Raw genomic sequence first — 18,755 nt, 5'->3', positions numbered from 1 at the left:
GCGCCGGCCGGCTACCTCTCGCACCGGAGAATCTCGACCTCGCGCATAGTTTTCTATCGGCTCGATATCGCGGCAAGTGAAACGGTGCCGGACTGAGGAACGAACAGCGCTCGCTTGAACTGTGTTCCGCCGACGACCCGGAGTTGCGTCGTGCTCGATCGTCACGTTTCTCCTGCACGGACGCCTCACGGCATTTGGGGGAATTGAATGAGCGCTCAGGGCTTGCGTGTCGGCGCATTCGTCCGGGTTGAAGGCGACCTCAATCGCCTGGGTATCGGGAAGATCATCGCGAGCGATCGGGAGGGCGTCACGGTCGAGTATCTCCATTCGCTCACGAGGCGCACGCGCGAGGTGGTGCCGTCCACCGAGGTCCATCGAATCGAGAAGGTCGCCTCTCAGACCAGGTGCTATGTCCCCGGCCCGGACGACCGCTGGCGCATGGGCCGGATCGGGCGGAAGCACCGGGGCGAGTATGAGGTGTTCTTCCCGGACCGGAAGGCCTGCTACCTGCCGGAAGAGCAGATCTACGTTCGCTCGCTCACGCCGATCGATGACCCGATTGAGACGCTCATCTGCAAGGGTCACGAGACCCCATATTTCCACGACCCGCGGTTCCGATTCCTCCGCTCGCTCGTCCGGCAGCACGCCGCCTGCCACGGGATGACCGGCCTCCTCTCGTCGAAGATCGAACTGTACCCACACCAGGTCGAGGTCGCGCGGCGGGTGCTCCAGGATCCCGTCCAACGCTACCTCCTCTCGGACGAGGTCGGTCTCGGCAAGACCATCGAGGCGGGCATCATCCTCAGGCAGTTTCTGCTCGACGATCCCGCCGGCCGTGCTCTGGTCGTGGTCCCTCCGCTCCTGATCGACCAGTGGTGCGACGAGTTAGAAGCGAAGTTCCAGGCGGCCCGGTTCGGTCAGGAGCGCCTCGCGGTCATCGGGACGGACGAACTGGTCGAGGAGTACGCGCGCCATCCCTGGGGCCTCGTCATCATCGACGAGGCTCAGCACATCGCTGCCGGTGCCTTCGCCGAGGACCAGCAGGAGAGGCGCCGCTTCGCGCTTTTCGAGGAGTTCTGCCGGAACGCCGAGCGGGTCCTCCTGCTCTCTGCCACCCCCGTGCTCAACAACGAGCGCGACTTCCTCGCCATGCTCCACCTCCTCGACCCGTCGGTCTATCGACTGGCGGATCTTGATGCGTTTCGAGAGCGGGTGCGGGGGCGTCAGGAGACCGGTCACATCCTGCTCTCGCTTCAGGAGGGCAAGCCACGTTTCCTCCTCGAGTCGAGCCTCCGACGTCTGCGAGATGAGTTCCCGAAGGACGGGACGCTCTTCCGACTCGCCGATGCCCTCGATTCGGCACTGGCGGCCGATCCGGTCGATGCTGCCGCCCGCGACCGAGCGATCCGCACGATCCGCGTGCACATCAGCGAGACCTATCGCCTCCACCGGCGGATGCTCCGGAACCGGCGCGCCTCCGTCGACGTGCCGACCCTCAGCGGCCGAACCACCGGGGCGAGCGGGGCAACGCCCCGGATCCTCGAGCACGACCTCGATGAGCGTGCGCCGAGGGTCCACGAACTGCTCGAGGAGTGGCGTGTCTCGGCGACGATCGCGCTCGGGCGCGCGGAGGGTGAACTCGCCAAGCGGGGAATCACAGAGGCGTCGCTCGCGCGGGTCTTTCAACTGCTCCTGCAAGCCGCTGGGACCTGGTTCGAGTTCCTCGCCGAGGTCGTGATCGCTCGTCTCCGGGGCGAGGCATCGGGGTCGCTCAGCCAGGATCTCACGGAAGACGAACGGCGAGTGCTCTCGGGGACTCCGCATTTTCCCGGCGAGCGAGAGGTGCTCGAAGGGGTCCTGCAGGTCCTCAGCGAGCCCTCCGAGGAAGGCGATCGGATCCGACTGCTCGAACTCGCACTCAGGAACGTCCGGCGGGCGGGCGGCGGTGGTATCGTGCCAAAGTGCGTCGTCTTCACCAGTTACGGCACGGCATGCCGCGCGATCCTCTCCCGGCTCACTGCTCGCTTCGGCGAGGTTGCGGTCGCCGGCTACCACCGGGGCCTCCCGCCGGAAGCCGTCGAGCAGGCCGTCTCCCGGTTCCGCCTCCACCCGGCGTGCTCCGTCCTCGTCTGCGACCGGGCCGGGGAGGAGGGACGGAACCTCCAGTTCGCCGAGCGGGTCATCCACTTCGATCTGCCGTTCTCCCCGAACCGCATGGAGCAGCGCATCGGGCGCCTCGATCGGATCGGCCGCGATCGGCCGGTCCGGTCGACGATCTTCATCGGGCCGCCGTGCGAGGCGTCGCTCTTCGAGGCCTGGTACCGGGTCCTGGATGAGGGGTTCCGCGTCTTCGACTCCTCGATCGCGAGCCTCCAGTTCTTCGTCGACGAACGCCTCCCCGACCTCCGACTGGAGGCGTTCCGCCGCGGGGCCGAGGGCTTGCACGGCCTCATCGAATCGATCCGACGGGGCATCGAACAGGAACTGGAGCGGATCCGCGAGCAGGATGCGCTCGATGCGATCGACGCGCTCGAGCAGAATGCCGTCGCCTATTTCACGTCCCTCCGAGAGCTTGAGGTGTCCCACGCCGAACTCGAGGCGGATCTTCACGCCTGGGTCGGCGACACGCTCCGTTTCCGGCGCGATCCCAATTTCTACCGGACCGAGCGGACGATCCTCTACGCGCCGGAACGCGACCGCTGGGGAGAACTCGGCTCGCTCGTCCCGAGCGATTGGCTCCACGCTCGACTCCTCAGCCATCTCGACATACCTGGTACGTTCGACCGCGCGCAGGCGGTGCGGAGCCCCGGGACGACGCTCTTCCGGATCGGAGACGGGTTGGTCAACGCCATGGAGAGCTATCTCCACTGGGACGACCGCGGCCAGGCGTTCGCCCTCTGGCGCCGCGAGCCGGGGTGGGACCGGGCCGAGGGCGCCGAGTGGACCGGGTTCCGCTTCAATTACCATGTGAGCGCAGACCTCCGGGCCGCGCGGTCGGTGCTCGCCGACTGTGGCCTGCCTGCCGGCGCTGTCAGGTCGCTCAAACGGCTCGCCGACGCGCTCTTCCCGCCGCTGATCGAGGTCGTCTACCTCGACACGGACGGCGAGGTGGTCTCCGACCCGGAGTTGCTCGAGATCCTCGGGCGGCCGTACACCAAGCGGTCTGAGGGCGGGAGCGACTACAACTTGGGCGAAGAGCGGCTCCCCGTCCTCGACGAGCTCATCGAACCGTCCCGCTGGCGGGAGGTCTGTGAGCGCACCCGGAGGCGCTCCGAACGAGAGGTGCTCGACCGCGGCACGCCTCCGCTCCGCGACCGGTGCGAGGAGTATGCGAGACGGGCCGAGCGTGAGCTCGGCGCGAGGCTCGCCCAGCTTCGGACGCGCATCGAACGCGAACGTGACGAAGCGGCGTCAGGATCCGCGTGCGATTCTCGCGACCTGGCGCTCGAGGAGGCGCTTAACGAAGCGACCATCAGCGGGATCCGCACACCGACGGTACGGCTCGATTCCGTGGGCTTCCTCGTCGTGTCGGGTCGTGAGCCTACGCTCGGTGTGTCGGGAGAGGGGCTCGAATGAACGACGAGTTCCAACTCCTCCGAGAGCTGCTCGCAGGGAGGTCGAGGTGGCCCGACGGCGCCGGCACCGATCACCGGTTTCGAGACCGTTGCAACGGCAGGCTCTTTCGCGCCTTGCGGCACATCGGCTCCGGCTCGCCGGAGAGCCCCGGCGCTGCGGACCTTGCGGCCCTCGTTCGCCACGTGCTCCGACGGGAGCAGGAATCGCAGGACGGTGCCTCGCCCCTGGTCGCCGTGCCTGACGCCCCGCCGTGGCCGTCCCGCGAGCAGTGGAGGCGCTTCGGGATCGAGGTCCGGGCCACCGCGACCGGGCTCCTCCACATCGTCGCTCGTCCGTGGTGCCCGCCGTGGCTGCAAGGGGCGGCGCATCACCCCCCCGACCGCGAGGTCTTCGCTGAGCGGCCCAGGCGATCCTACGGCCTGGACCTGCCGGGAGACCCGTTCCTCGACGCGCTGCCGGGGTGGCGGTCGTATCGCTGCTCCGGCCAGCGTGAGGGCGTTCGCTCGCTCCTCACCGCCCCGGAGGGGTCGACCCTCGTCGTGAACCTGCCGACTGGCGCCGGGAAGAGCCTCTGCGCCCAAGTCGCGAGCCTCGTCGATCCGAAGGGGCTGTCGGTCGTCGTCGTGCCGACGACCGCGCTCGCGCTCGATCAGGAACGGGCCCTCGAACCGTTTATCGGGCATCCGACCGCTTATTTCGGCGGGACCACGCAGGCGGACGTCGAGCGTAATGGGGGGATCCGCGAGCGGATCCGGGAGGGGACGCAGCGGATCGTCTTCACCTCGCCGGAGAGTCTCCTCCGTTCGCTCGCGGGCGCCGTCTACGCGACGGCCCGGCTGGGTCTCCTCCGATTGCTCGTGGTCGACGAGGCACACATCATCGACCAGTGGGGAGATGGGTTTCGCTCCGAGTTCCAGGAGCTCGCCGGCCTGCGGCGCGACCTCCTGCGTAGCTGCCCCGGGGAACCGTTTCGGACGCTGCTCCTTACCGGCACGCTCACCTCGTCCTGCCTCGATACCCTCGAAACCCTCTTCGGGCGCCCCGGCCCCCTTGGCGTCGTCTCCTCCGTCCAGCTCCGCCCGGAGCCGAGCTACTGGGTCGCCGATTGCCGGGATGAGGAGGAACGGCGGGAACGCGTCCTCGAATCGCTCCGCCTGCTCCCGCGGCCCCTCATCCTTTACGTCTCTGCCGTCGAGGATGCGAACGCGTGGCTCTCGAACCTCCGTGGGGAAGGATTCCTCCGCGCCGCCGTCGTCACCGGGCAGACGGGCGCCGTCGATCGCTCGGAGATCATCCGCAGATGGCAATATGATGACCTGGACGCCGTCGTTGCCACCTCCGCCTTCGGGCTCGGGATGGACAAGGGCGACGTCCGAGCGGTGATCCACGCCTGCATCCCCGAGCACATTGACCGCTTCTACCAGGAGGTCGGACGCGGAGGCCGGGATGGCAAGGCGAGCCTCTCGCTCCTCCTCCACACGCCTTCGGACCGCGCCGTGGCCTCGGACCTCAATCAGAAGGCGATCATCTCCGTCGAGAAGGGGTTCGAGCGGTGGAAGGCGATTTTCCACGGGCGGACCGAGCTCCCCGACGGTCGAGTCCGAGTCCGGGTCGACTCCGTGCCGAGCTATGGCTACGGCGTCTTCGAGAACAGCAGCTACAACGTTGCCTGGAACGTCCGCACGCTGACCCTGCTCAGCCGGGCCGGCATCATTGAGCTCGACGCCCAGCCCCCTCCGAGCCCGGATGAGGGAGAGGAGTCCGATCCGATCGACGCCGAGGAGCGCCACCAATCGGAACTCGACAGGCACCGGAACGAGCGGGTGCTCCGGATCCTCGACGAGGGGCACCTCGACTTCGGGAACACCTGGACGACGACGATCGAGGGGAGCCGGCGGCTGGGCGACCGGACGACGCGGAACGGCCTGCGGCTGATGTTCGAGGCGCTCTCACCGGGCCGCTGCCTTGCGGACGTCTTCGCCGAGGCGTACACACTCCCCGACCGCGGAGGCGACTCGCCACGGCCAGGAGTTGCCACATCGAGGAGCTGCGGCGGATGCCCGGCATGCCGGCGGAGCGGGCGAGCGGCGTTCGTCGGGGCCATGCCCGATCCGCTGCCCATCTGGCAGCGGACGGGGCTCGTCCTCGATGAAGAGCTCGCGCGGATGTTCGGCGGGGGCTCGCTCCTATTCCTCTTCGACGATCGCTCGATGGACCACGGCCCTGCGGAGCGTCAACGCCGGGAGCGGATGCTCCGCTGGCTCATCGCCAAGGGGGTCAGGACTATCGCCGCGCCTCCCGCCGTCCTCGACCGGATCCGGCCGGTCGTCCGGCCAATGGAGGGGTGCTTCGTCTTCTTCAACCCGGGCTGGCAGCCCCTCCGCCTCCCGCGGGTACCGACGCTCGCGATCTGGACCGAAGAACAACTCCCACCCGGCCTCGTACCTGCCGCCGACCGGTGCGACCGGCTGCTCGCACCCCGCGTTCTGTGGCTTCCGGCGGAGGTTCGAGACCCGGCGAAGCCGCATTGCCGGCTCCGGGACACCGTCCGCGCTCCGAGTTTCCGGATCGAGGAGCTGTGCATGAGGATCGGTCTATGAGCGTCCTGGCCCAGCCATACGCCGTCCCGAGTCGCGTCATCGGGGTCTATCGGTTCCTGCGGAAGGCCCGCGGCCACCGAGAATCGATCGAATCGCTCTGCAAGCTCCTCGCCCCCGAGTCGCTCTCCCGCCGCTCCGATCGTTCGGCGGGCGGCGACGACGAGGGGGGTGGGAGAGACATGGTGCGCGAGGCGATCAACGAGTGCCTCGGAGCGGGCCTCCTCCTCCGCGGCGAGGAAGACACGGTCGAGCTGAGCCCGGACCTGCAACTGGACGGTTCGGCCTCGACACAGACGAAAGGCAACCTCCCGCTCATCCTCGCGGACCTCTTCTTCGCCCCGGAGAACCCGGCGAACCATGATCTGGGGTGTGCCATCTCCTGGTACCTCGCCCAGGACGCGTACGATCCACCGAGCAACTGGCCGTCGGTCGAGGGTGCACTCCAGCAGCAGATCGGCGGCGAGCGGCTCCGGATCACGAACAACGCCCGCTACGGCAACTTCGAGGATTGGGCGTGCTTCCTCGGCTTCGCGTGGACACACTCCGTCGGCGACAAAAGCATCCTGACCCCCGATCCCACCGCGCAGCTTCGGCTCCGCCTGCCCGCACTTTTCGCGGGGAACCGGGGGATCCGGCGGTCGTTTCCCGAGGTGATGACGCTGCTCGCGAAGCTCTGCCCCGCCTTCGAGGGGGGCTTGCTCAGGGCCGAGGTCGAGCGCTACGTCCCGCCGCGTGCCCCGCAAGAGCTCTCCACGACGACCGCCCACGCCTGGCTCCGGCTCCGGGACGAGGGCGAGGTCGAGCTCACCCGGGAGTCGGACGCGAACCACCTGATCCTCCCGGACGGCGACCGGAGCGTACCGGTCTCGCACGTGACCTGGACTCCAGTCGCCCAGCAAGGAGCTTTTGATGCCGTTTAGGAGGTTTGTCTGCTGGCAGCCGGCCTGGGTCGAGCAGGTGATGGACACGGAGGCGCTCCAACCGGCCGACCACGTCTTCGCCGCCACCCACCATCCGGTGAAGATGTCCCGCTCGACACTGACGGCGCTCTACGGCGGCGACCGGCCCGACCGAGCGGCCCAGGCGGCCTACCCCGAGGAACAGCTCCTGCGGGATTTCCTCGCACCGAAGGAGTTCGCGTTCGTCCCGGTCCTCGGCGAGGCGGGGACCGGGAAGTCTCACCTCATCCGCTGGCTCGCGTCGAACGTGCCGCGGGCCGCGAACCGCCACGTGCTCCTGATCCCGAAGGTCGATACGAACCTGAGGGACGTGCTCGACCGGATCCTCCGCCTCCCCGGCACGGATGGGCCCCGCTTCGACGACTACAGGTCGCGGCTCTTCCGCGCGACGAGCGAGCTTCGCACGGAGCGGGAGGCGCGTGAGAAGCTGCTCAACAACCTCGCGGTCGCCTGCGGGCCGAACGGCCCGCACCAGATGCGGAACCTGGACGAGGTTCAGGAGTATCTCGTCCACAACCTGCCGAACCTCCTCTACGACCCCTTCTTCCGCGACGAACTGCTCCGGGACGGCGGGATCATCCACCACCTCGTCCAGCACACGATCGGGAACGTGGGCCGGGTCGAGCGCCTCGAGGAGAAGCGCGGCTTCAAGGAGGAGGATCTGCCGCTAAGGGCGAGCGATATCCAGCGGGCGAGCCAGAAGGCGGCCGATTTCTACAGCAGCCTGATCGCCGAGCGGATGCTCCAGATAAGGACCGTGAGCTGGCTCAACGCCCATCTCAGCACGGCGATCGCGGAGCTCCTCGAGCTGAGAGGCGACGCGCTGCTCAGGCTCATGCTCGAGGTGCGCGAGGCGCTCGCCGCGAACGACACCGAGCTCATCCTGCTCGTCGAGGACTTCGCGAAGCTGCAGGGCATCGACATGCAGCTCCTCGAGGCGATCATTGCGAAGCCACGCCAGGAGGGCCGGGGCCGGCTCTGCGTGATGCGGACCGCGCTCGCCTGCACGACGGGATACTTCCGGAGCCTCTTCCAAACCGTCCAGACCCGCGTCGACTTCTGCGTCGCGCTCGACGTCCAGACTCAGGACGGAACGAACGGCGTGACGCCGGGCGACATCGAGCAGTTCGTGGCTCGGTACCTGAACGCCTCCCGGCTCGGGGATGAGCAGCTCGCGCGGTGGCACGACGCCGCGAAGGAACGAAGAGCCTCGGACGGCGACACGCCGCCGATTGCTTGCGAAGCCTGCGAGCACCGCGAGGAGTGTCACCAGGCGTTCGGCACCTCGGCCCAAGTGGGGCTCTATCCGTTCACCACCGAGGCGCTCTCTCGCATGCTCGAGCGGGCGAGCCCGGAGGGCTTCAACCCGAGGCTGCTCCTCAAGGACGTCCTCCGCCGGGTCCTCGTCGCCTACGAGGAGGATCTGCGCGAGGGGCGGTTCCCGTCGCCGCCGCTGCTCGAGCACTTCAAGGGGCCGAGGCTCTCCGCCCCGGTGAAGGAGGCGCTCCTGCGGCGCGACCCGAACCCTGCGACCCGAGATCGACGCATGGCGCTCGTCGACCTCTGGACGGACGGCGAGCGGGTCGCCGACCTCGACCCGGGCATCCACGAGGCGTTCGATCTCCCGCCGCTCGGGGACGGTTCGGTCGCTCCCCCGGAACCGGAGCGGCCGGTCCGGCCGGGGCCTCGTCCGCCGCAGCCGGACCCTGAGCCGCGGGAGGTGGCTCTCCCGGCGCGGCTTGACGAGCAGCTCAGGCTGCTCAACGAGTGGCAGAACGGGGGCCGGCTCTCGCAGAACCTGGTCAATGAACTTCGGGACCTCGTCTTCGAGGCCGTCCAGGCGCACATCGACTGGGACTCGGAGTTGCTGGTCCGGAGCTCGATCTCCCAGAAGAGCGGCATGAAGCCGTTCAAGCGGGTGAGCGTCAACTTCCACCGCATGGGGACGGCCCAGGGGCAGGCCGCGGTGCTGCTCGTCCTCCCCACCGACGGCCGCTCCTTCACCGACACGGCCATCTCGCTCCAGGCGCTCCTCCTGTTCCGCCACCACGGCAATTGGCGCTTCGAGTTCGACCACCAACCGGGGAGCTACTACTTCCGCTGGTACGCACAAGAGCTCGGCCATTGGTCTGACCACGTCCTCGGGCAGCTGCGGAAGCCGCGGAGATCCGGAGAGCCCTGGGACCCGGTGCCCGCCGCGGCGGAGGTGCTCGCCATCACGGCGCGGATGGCAGGGAGGCCGCCCGCGAGCAAGACGGCGCTGGAGGACCACCTCGGCGCGCTCTTCACCCCGGTTGACGGGATCGAATTCGAACACCGCACCCCCGCCTGGCGCGAGCTCTTTCGCACGCTCCGCGACCAGCAGCAGGCCCTCATCGACATCGTCCTGTCCCGGATCGCCTGCACGAAGGGGGGCTTCCCGCGGGTCCAGGTGATCGACGCGTCCCGGCTGGTCGATCCGATGCGATCGGTCCGGAGGGACTGGACTCCACACGAAGGGGTTCCGGACGACCTCTGGGACGCCTATTCCGCGGTCCGCAAGGCCAGGGAGAAGATCGATGCGCTCCTCCCGCGGGCGATCGAGGAGGAACGCACGCGATACCTCGATTGGTCCGATCGCGTCACCGACGAGGTCGGGGCCGATAGCTCTCGCTCCGACCTCATCCAAGCCGTCCAGGAGACGATGCGGGTGGCCCGAGACGAGGGCGTTTTCGGTGGCGTCGGCCGCGAGCGGTACGAGGCCGCGGTCGAGGCGTTCCGCAGAGTTCGATTCGACCAATGCCTCGAGGCGATGGAGCGGCTCCGAGCCGGCTCCGAGCCGTCCGCATGCTTCGTCGAACTCAGTCGAGACTACCATGACCTGATGGCCTCGACCGACGCGTTCATCGAGCAGACGAAGCAGTTCCTGAACGGCTCGCTCCAGCGTGTCGAATCCGAGATCGCCCAGCTCGAAGGCGCGGGCGAGCTCCAGGCCACCCAGCAAGAGATCGAGCAGCAGTTCACGCGAATCGAGGCGCTGCTGGGCGACGTCGCGGGAGGGATGGCATGATCGTCGACGAGTGCCGCAGGCTCTCCGAACGCATCGCGGAGAAGCGACGGCTCCGCATCCACGTCGAGCAGCTGAACCGCTTCCAGCGGGCCCGCGACCTCCTCGCGGGTCACGTCTCGCGCCTGGCGCCTCTCGTCAACGTGTGCCGCACCCTCCGTGCCGCTGGAGTCGGCGAGATCCGCCTCGATTCCGCCGAGGAATGCCGGGCCGCGATCGCCGAGCTGCACGCGAAATATCGGGAGGGCGCCGACTCGATCCTCGACGAACGGACGCTCGGGATGAACGGCGTGCTGCGAAGGATCGTCGCGCTCGCCGATGCGCTCGAGGCCGAACTCCGGGAACGCTGGGCGAGCTACACCGCCGCACGGATCCCTTCGACGAACCGCGAGGTGCTCGACGTCCTTGCCGCGGCGTTCCCGCGGGAGGTCGGGCGAATCCGCCTCCTCGCCGAGCAGTGCGAACGTGCCCGCCAAGCTCTCCCGATGACGACCGAGGATTTCGAGGCGTTCACGAACGTCGCTAAGTCGCTCCGACGCTCCTGGGATGAGCTCGGCGGCGGGGAGCTCCCGTCTTCGGTCCTCGACTTCCTCCGATCAGCTGCATCCTTGCGGGGGGCGTCGATCGAGCTGCTCACCGACGAGGTGAGGGGATGGCTCCACGACCACGGCATCCTGAACTCCTTCTCAGTCCGACTCACCAACTAAGGTTGTCCCGTCAAGGACTCAGGCATGATCGATGGTTTCGAGTCGGTCGTCCGCCACTTCCTGGACGTGCTCGAGCGGGAGGAATCGAAGCTCCTCTCCTGGGGCGTGGTCGACGGCGGGTTCACCGCGGAGGAGATCGAAGAGCATGCCGAGGCTGCGATCGCATCCCGCGGGATCGACCTTTCGGCAGGGGAACTCCGAGACGAGCTGATCGATCGGAAGTTGCTCTTCCCCATGCTGCTCGGGTCGAGGCAGCTCTACCGGACGCGCATGGCGGAGGCGGTGAGGCTCCTCGCCAGGCTCCGGCAACTCTTCCCGGGTCGCCCCTGGAGGATCGCCCCGACCCTGGTCGCCGACTTCCGGTTCGACAGGCGCCCCCGCCGCTACCCGACGCGTCACCTGGACCCGGCGGCGGTGCTCGAGGCGATCGGCGCCGAGGTGAGGCTCTCGGCGCCGAAGCGGAAGGCGCTGGAGCTCCTGCTCAGGGCCAACCGTCCGGACGCCCTCCTGCTCGCCGATTTCCAGTTCCAGGCGCTCCGGAGGATCCTCCTCGACCTGAACGAGTCCCGATCGAGCCGCGGGGTGATCGTCGGGGCGGGCACCGGGACCGGTAAGACGCTCGCCTTCTTCCTGCCGGCGCTCAGCCACCTCGCGGGGCTGGTCGAGCGAGCCTCGTTCTGGACGAAGGGGCTCGCGATCTACCCGAGGAACGAGCTCCTGAAGGACCAGTTCTCCGAAGCCTACACCGAGGCGCGCCGCCTCGACGGGCTGCTCACCTCCTCGGCCGGCCGGAAGCTGGCGATCGGCGCCTTCTTCGGCCCGACTCCGCACCAAGCCGGCGACCTGAGCCGCTACTCGACCTGGGCCCAGGCACCGTCCGGCGGCTACCTCTGCCCGTTCCTCCGCTGCCCGAACTGCGAGGGAGACCTCGTCTGGCCGGCGGAACTCGTCGCCCGGAACGCCGAGGAGCTCCGCTGCGAGAGGGCGGGATGCGGGACCGTACTGCGGGGTGATGAGGTCCTCCTGACCCGCTCGCGGATGTCCCAGACCCCTCCCGACCTCCTCTTCACCACGACGGAGATGCTCAATCGGCAGATGGGCGACTCCCGCTACGGGCACATCTTCGGCCTCGGACCTCGTGTGAGGAGGCCGCAGGTGCTCCTCCTCGACGAAGTCCACACGTACGCGGGCGTCTCTGGGGCCCAGGTCGCGCTCCTCCTCCGGCGGTGGCACCACGCGGTCGGGAGCAAGGTCCAGTTTACGGGCCTCTCCGCCACGCTCCGCTCCGCGGCGGAATACTTCGGCCAACTGGTAGGACTCCGCTCGGGGGCGGTCGAGGAGGTCTCGCCGCGGGACGGGGAGTTCGACCGAGTTCCCGAGAGCGACGAATACCTGCTCGCTCTCCGGGGTGACCCGGGCTCCGGGACGAGCCTCCTCTCGACCAGCATCCAGACCGCGATGCTCCTCAGGCGCGTGCTCGACCCGGCGACGGGCGATCCGAGCGGCGGCCTCTTCGGCAGGCGCGTCTTCGTCTTCACCGACGACCTCGACGTCACGAACCGCCTGTACAACAACCTGCAGGACGCAGAGGGGCTCGACAGCTGGAACCGTCCTCGCGCCGGCGCCGCCCCGCTCGCCGCGCTCAGGTCATCGGCGGCGCCCGAGAACGCCGCGCGGTTGCTCGCCGGCCAGTCCTGGCAGGTGAGCGAGGACGTCGGACACCCGTTCCGGCTCGCCCGGCCGCTTCGAATCGGCAGGACGAGCTCTCAGGATGTCGGGGTCGACCGTGCAAGCGATGTGATCGTGGCGACCGCCGCCCTCGAGGTCGGCTACAACGACCCCGACGTCGGCGCCGTCATGCAGCACAAGGCCCCGAGGGACTGGGCAGCCTTCCTGCAGCGGAAGGGCCGCGCAGGGAGACGGCGCAGCATGCGGCCGTGGACCGTCGTCGTGCTCTCCGACTATGGCCGGGACAGGCTCGCCTACCAGGCATACGACGAGCTGTTCGACCCGGAGCTGCCCCTCCGGAAGCTCCCGGTGGCCAACCGCTACGTCCTTCGCATGCAGGCGGCGTTCGCATTCATGGACTGGCTCGCAGGGCGCCTGCCCGCGGAGCTCCCGGAGGGGAGCCTCTGGCGCGACCTCAGCGGCCCTCCGAGGGGCACGGGGCCCTGGGCCGACGCGACCAAGCGAAGGCAGGAGTGGGTCTGCCGAGTCCTGGTCGATCTGATCGAGGGGGTGCGAGAGGTCTGCGACCCGCTCGAGGCCTATCTTCAGGATGCCTTGGGCATCACCGCTGAGGAGACGCGGGCGATCCTCTGGGACCCGCCGAGGCCCATCTACACGGCCGTCGTCCCGACGCTATTGCGGCGCCTCGAGTCCCGCTGGAGACGAGTCCCCGCAACGCCGGAAGAGCCCGACACGGACCTCCAGATCAACGACCATCCGCTGCCCGATTTCGTCCCCCAGCAACTCTTCGGCGACCTCAACCTCCCGGAGGTCGAGGTGGTCGTCCCGCCCCAGATCAGGAACCAGGATACCGAGAGCCACTTCCTCCCGATCGTGCAGGCGCTCCGAACCCTCGCGCCCGGTCGGGTGACGCGCCGCTTTGGCTACAAGCATGCGTTCGCGAACCACTGGGTCGCGCCGCCGGACCTCACCCGGACCGATCAGACGTTCTTCGTTGGGGACCTCTGCACCGAGTACCAGGACGAAGGGGATTTCCAGGTTTGGGGCGACCACGGAGTCGATCAGGTCCGCTGCCTTCGCCCGTGGAAGATGACGACCACTCCGGCACCGGGCGCGGTCCTGCCGACTTCGAACGCTCAGCTCGAATGGCGCTCGCAGCTGAGCCCCGCCCGGGAGGACGATCGGCTCCGCTTCGAGCCCCCCCGCGGCTCGGCCTGGGCGTCGATCCTCGACGAGATCCGCTTCTACACGCACAACCATCACAACCACGTCCAGGTCCGCCGCTTCGCGGTCGCCTCCTGGGCGAGCCTCTCGTTCCGCGACGGCTCGCAGACCGACACGGTCATCCGCTTCGCGGAGCGCAACTCGGGCCGGCCGGCGGCGCTGGGCTTCACCCAAGAGTCGGACGGGATCGTCTGCCGCTTCCGGGTCCCCGACGACCTCGGCCTCTCCCCGGGCCACCCGAACCAGCGGAAGGTCCGGTCGTTTCGCACAGCTTACTTTCGCGAGCGGGTCCAGCACGAGCCCGCCATCGGGCTGATGACGAACCACTTCCAGCGTGAGTGGCTGTCCCAGATCTATCTCTCCGCGCTGATCACGCGTGCGGCGGCGGATAGTGTCCCCCTCGACGAGGCCCACAGGCGGCTTCATGCGGCTTCCGTCTCCGCCGAGATGGAGCGGGTGCTCGACGTCATCTTCCAGAGCCTCGAGGATCCGAACGGGAATGGCCCCATCCGTCAGCGCGTTCACGGGGTGCTGCTCGCACTCTGCCGCGACCCGGCGGTCACCCGTTCCCTCGAGTCGCTCGCACCGCTCCTCTGGATCGAGCCAGACGAGGGCTACCGCGCGTGGGCGGCCGAGCGATTCAAGGCGACCCTCGGCGGTGCTCTCCTGGAGGCCTGTCAGCTCTCCTGCCCGCAGTTGGAGTCGGCCGATCTCGTCCTCGACCTCGGCGCGGGCCCACGCCCTCCCGAGGCGCCGGCTGCACCTGAGGGGCTCGAGGAGATCTGGGTCACCGAGTCGACGATCGGCGGCGGCGGCGTGGTCGAGGAGGTGCTCAGGGCCTACACCGCCGACCCGCGCCATTTCTTCCGCCTGGTCGAGAGCGCACTCGCCCCGACCGATTTCGAGAGCGTCGATCGCGAGCTCTCGCGGGTCGCGGAGCGTATCACGACCGACCCCGGGCTCGCAGAAGCCTTCGCCGATATGCGATCGGCCGAGGGTCATGCCGCACTGCAGGGGGCGTCGGCGAACCTCCGGAGGGACCTCGCCGCCCGCGGCTTCACGGTCAATCACGCCCTGGTGAGCGCCCTCCACGCCCGCGTCTTGCGGCCCGGGAGCTCTCCGGCGACCGACTCCCTGCTCCGCGACCTCGTCGTCCGGTGGCGAGAGGAGGAGATGCGGCTGGGGATCGAGATCGACCCGCGGGTCTTCGCCTTCGTCGCGGCGGAGAGCGCCGAGCTCCAGGGCCAATTCGCAGCGATCGGTCCCTTCCCACACCACGACCCCTTCTGGCGTTACCAGGTCATCTACGGCCTCCTCTGGCCGAGGGGATTCCAGGTCCGTTCCGAAGGGCTCTCCTTCTTCAACCCCTACGCCTCATCGCCGCCGCCCGACCGCGAGATCCTCCTGGACCTGATCCGCGTCGGCGAAGCGACCGTGTCGCTCGGACCCGATTGGGCCGCCGAGGTTCAGCGTACGCTCGCGGGCCGGGGGGCCGTCCGGCTCTCCGCGCCCATCGAGGGGCGGCGCGAGCTCAAAGAGGCCCTCCTCGCCCTGGGCGTCGAGCCCGTCGAGGTCGGCTTCCTCCACCTTTTCCCGCACGTCGCCGAGGCGAGTGAAGAGCAAGAGACGATCTCCATCACGCTCGACCTCCGGGAGGTGCTCCCGTGACCGCAAAGCATCGGGCTATCCATTCGCGCGCCAGCGCCAAGCAGATCTCGGATCTCCTCCAGCTCGTGTTCGTCGCGGAGTTCCTCTGCCCGAGCCGTTGCCTGTGGCTGGTCTCCCCCTGGATCTCGGACATCCCGGTCATCGACAACCGCGCGAACGGTTTTCTCTGCTTCGAACCCCGCTGGGCACGCAGCCAGGTGAGGCTGAGCCAGGTGCTCGGCCGCCTGATCGAACTCGGGAGCACCGTGCACGTAGCGACCCGGCCGGTGCCTCACAACGACGCCTTCCTCGACCGGCTCAGGAGGCATGCCGAAGCGGAGGATCTTCCGCTCCACCTGCACGTCTCCGAGGAGCTCCACGAGAAGGGGATCCTCGGCGACGGCTTCTACCTGAGCGGCTCGATGAACTTCACCTTCAGCGGGATCTCGCTCAACGAGGAGGCCGTGCAATACTCGACCGACCCCGCGTTCGTTGCCGAAAACCGCGTCCTCCATTCCCATCGGTGGGGAGGTGAGGGGAGATGAGCAGCCCATCCTTGCCAGAGATCGACGCGTTCCTGGACCGTTTCTTCTCGGAGCCGAATCGGCTGACCATCGACCGCGATCTACGTATCCGGCCATGGGTCGAACGGATCCGGCAGGGAGACCCGCTCCCGTCGGTCCTGCCCTGCTGGCGTGAGGGCAGGATGGTCGATTGGTACGGCCTCGCCTTCGACGAGCGACAGTTCCGCGCCATCGGAGAGGCGCTCACCGCCTTCGTCGGACCGACCTACACGACCTTCCGCGGGCAGCGTGCCTCGCCCATACCCGGTGACAGCGTCGACTCCGCAGTGCAGTCCCTCACCGGTGGGCTCTGCTACCGGTTTCGGGGAGACGACTCGGCCGGTGCCGCGCCTGCTGTCTGGATGGCCCTCGAGCGGATGAGGACGGTGCTCGATCGCCGAGGGACCCGCGAGCGAACGGCGCCGGAACCCGTCGGGCGCGTTCTCCGCAACTACTTCATGGCGCTCCAGGCGTTGGACGAGCAGGAGGCGGACGCGCGGCTCGTGCAGTTGCGGGACGAGCACCACCTCGACGGCCTGAACCTCCTCTTCCTCAAGGTGCAGGCACTCGCCTCGTTCGGGCGCTGGGATGAACTGCTCGCACTGCCAACGCTCCGGGATCTCCTCCGCATGCGGCGTCCCCTCGCGGTCACGGAGGCGCTCATCCGGGCGGCCTACCAGGTCCACCTTTCGCACGTGGAGAGCCTCGGGGGTCCGGAGAGGGCGGTCCATGTCTTCCGCGAGGAGGTGCTCCCACGCTACGGCCCGCTCTACGCGACGCGAGCCGGCCTCAAGTCCGCCGAGGCGGTCAAGACCTTCATGCTGAGGGCCGTCGCGAGCGACCCGCCGCTCCTTCGCGTTCGGGACGATCTCCGGGCCACCGAAGGCCTCACCGAGGCGGACCGGTCGTTCCTCGAGGCCCTCGCAGGCCTCGCGCCGGGGACCCCGGATGTCGATGCCGGCGAGCCATATGAGCTCGCAAGGAGGGCTGCCTCCGAAGCGGATTACGACCGAGCCTTCTCGATCATGCGTCCCGCACCGCCGTCTCCGGCGCGCGCCCGGCTCCTCTGCGAGTGTGCGGTCGAGCTCGGCACGCTCGAGGCGAAATCCGCTGCGGTCGAGGCGGTCCAGTCTCTCCCGGGCGACGCGCGGGCGGTGTTCCTCCGCGGCCGGTTGAATCAGCACCTCTGGGACCGGCTCCAGCCCACTCCGGATGAAGAAGGCGATGCGGGGGATGCTGTCCCGGTCCCTTCTGATTGGACCTCCTGGCTCGCGTATCTCGATCGGCACGACGGGGGACGGGGCGCGAGAGAGTTCGCGCGGCAGGGCGCGTTCGAGTGGTCCTTGTCGGGTCTATGTGCCCGCCCCGGAGCGATCGGCCAGCTCTCGGGCGCCCTCCAGCGCAACCGTTCCCAGGCGGCCGAGCGGGTGCTCTGCGACTGCCTGCCACACCTTCTGGAATTCTTCCGGCGCGATCCTCAGTGGCCGAATCCCGCCTTCCGAGAAATCTACGCCTGGCTCACGGAGCTACTCTACGTCAGCACCGAAGGCGGGCTGACGGACCTGATCGTCTTCAACGACCTGCTCGAGGCCCTCCTCGGCCTCGGGACGGGCGACGCGGGGTCGTATCGGGGGCTCGTCGAATACGTTGATCGACTCTGGGACGCGTACGCCTCACCAGCGACTCTCGATTGGGTCCTCGATGCGCTTGAACTCCTTACCGCATTCCCCCGCCCCGCGCCGGAGCCCCTGGCCGAATTGTTCCGGTCGATAGCCGGCCGATGCCAGGGGTTTCTCCGCAAGGTCGGGCCCGAGCAACGCGATCTGCTGACGGCCCTCGGCCGGGACCTCGGCGAAGACGCGCTCATCGACCGAGCGTTCCCGCTCATCTCCGAGCAACCTCACGCATCGGCCAATCTCTTGGCAGGCCTCGCCGATACGTCCGTCGCCATCTACACCCTCAACGAGGTCGCGGCGCGGCAGGTAAAGCAGATCCTCGAGTCCCGAGCCCCAGGCGTCCGGGTCTCGCTCTGTCACGAGACGGGGGGCGGTAGCCGGCTCCGTCAGCTCGCGCGGCAGTCCGATCTCTTCATCATGGCAGTCGCAAGCGCGACCCACGCCGCCACCGATTTCATCTCGAAGAATCGTCCCCCCCACATGCCGCTCCTCCGCCCGCTCGGTAAGGGGAGCGCGAGCATGCTGCGCGTTGTGCGCGATTACCTCTCAGGACGCTGAGAGGTGTCGAACGGCTGAACGCTGAGGCGGCGTAGCGACGCCCCAGCAGCGGCCATCCGCAAGGCTTGGCTCCACCCTGATTGGGTCCCCCCGAAAGCAAGCATCAGGCGAACCGATTGAGGTACGGCCGGCAACCGAAGTTCTGCGACCGAGCAATAATCGCTTCGACCATCCACTTGGGTATCTGGCTGCACTTTGTCAGAAGTGACTTTGGTCATGCCACCATCCTGATCAGTCCTTCCGATGAATCGATCGGTTGCGGGGCGTGGGGAGGAATGGAGGCAGGCGGGCCGGGAAGGGCCTCTCTCGAGGGAGAATGACGTCGCGAACAGATCGCCTTGCTCGATGTGCGGCGGCCGCCACGTCCCGACTACCGTCCGTGGCGGATTCGGGAGTCTTCTACGGTCACCCGACACCCGACAACCAGTGCTCCTTCCGCACAAACCATTCGCAGATAGAAGTTTGCGATTCGCATAGTTGTCGGGCTGCGAATCCCGACACCCGACAACC

Annotated in this window: 8 protein-coding genes; all 8 read left to right on the top strand. The window is 68.3% G+C overall.

Annotation, left to right across the window (positions count from 1 at the left end):
- Window positions 1–207: 207 nt before the first annotated feature.
- Genes dpdE through dpdD form a run of 8 tightly spaced genes read left to right on the top strand, consistent with a single transcriptional unit; the run spans window position 208 to window position 18,245 of the window.
- Complete coding sequence (gene dpdE / locus ElP_RS26145) at window positions 208–3,576, top strand: protein DpdE (protein WP_145275202.1); 3,369 nt, start codon at window positions 208–210, stop codon at window positions 3,574–3,576.
- Window positions 3,573–6,176 (top strand): protein DpdF, encoded by a 2,604-nt coding sequence (dpdF, locus tag ElP_RS26140; RefSeq protein ID WP_145275199.1) that lies wholly within the window; start codon window positions 3,573–3,575, stop codon window positions 6,174–6,176. Before dpdE ends, dpdF begins: the two co-directional genes overlap by 4 nt.
- The gene (gene dpdG, locus ElP_RS26135) at window positions 6,173–7,096 is read left to right on the top strand and encodes a protein DpdG (RefSeq protein WP_145275196.1); all 924 of its coding nucleotides are present in this window, start codon (window positions 6,173–6,175) and stop codon (window positions 7,094–7,096) included. Before dpdF ends, dpdG begins: the two co-directional genes overlap by 4 nt.
- Entirely contained in the window at window positions 7,086–10,184 is a 3,099-nt protein-coding gene (dpdH, locus tag ElP_RS26130; RefSeq protein WP_145275193.1) for a protein DpdH, read from the top strand. The genes dpdG and dpdH overlap by 11 nt, the downstream gene beginning before the upstream one ends.
- Window positions 10,181–10,888 (top strand): hypothetical protein, encoded by a 708-nt coding sequence (locus ElP_RS26125; protein WP_145275190.1) that lies wholly within the window; start codon window positions 10,181–10,183, stop codon window positions 10,886–10,888. The genes dpdH and ElP_RS26125 overlap by 4 nt, the downstream gene beginning before the upstream one ends.
- Window positions 10,889–10,912: 24 nt before the next feature.
- On the top strand, window positions 10,913–15,469 hold the full coding sequence (gene dpdJ, locus ElP_RS26120) for a protein DpdJ (protein WP_145275187.1): 4,557 nt from the start codon (window positions 10,913–10,915) through the stop codon (window positions 15,467–15,469).
- A complete protein-coding gene (dpdK, locus tag ElP_RS26115) occupies window positions 15,466–15,993 on the top strand; it encodes a phospholipase D-like domain-containing protein DpdK (RefSeq protein ID WP_145275184.1) in 528 nt (175 codons plus the stop codon). The genes dpdJ and dpdK overlap by 4 nt, the downstream gene beginning before the upstream one ends.
- The gene (dpdD, locus tag ElP_RS26110; RefSeq protein ID WP_145275181.1) at window positions 15,990–18,245 is read left to right on the top strand and encodes a protein DpdD; all 2,256 of its coding nucleotides are present in this window, start codon (window positions 15,990–15,992) and stop codon (window positions 18,243–18,245) included. The genes dpdK and dpdD overlap by 4 nt, the downstream gene beginning before the upstream one ends.
- Window positions 18,246–18,755: the final 510 nt, after the last annotated feature.

This window comes from Tautonia plasticadhaerens (assembly GCF_007752535.1).
Lineage (GTDB): Bacteria > Planctomycetota > Planctomycetia > Isosphaerales > Isosphaeraceae > Tautonia > Tautonia plasticadhaerens.
The sequence above is the reverse complement of the archived record's forward strand: the minus strand, read 5'-3'. Positions and strand labels throughout refer to the sequence as shown.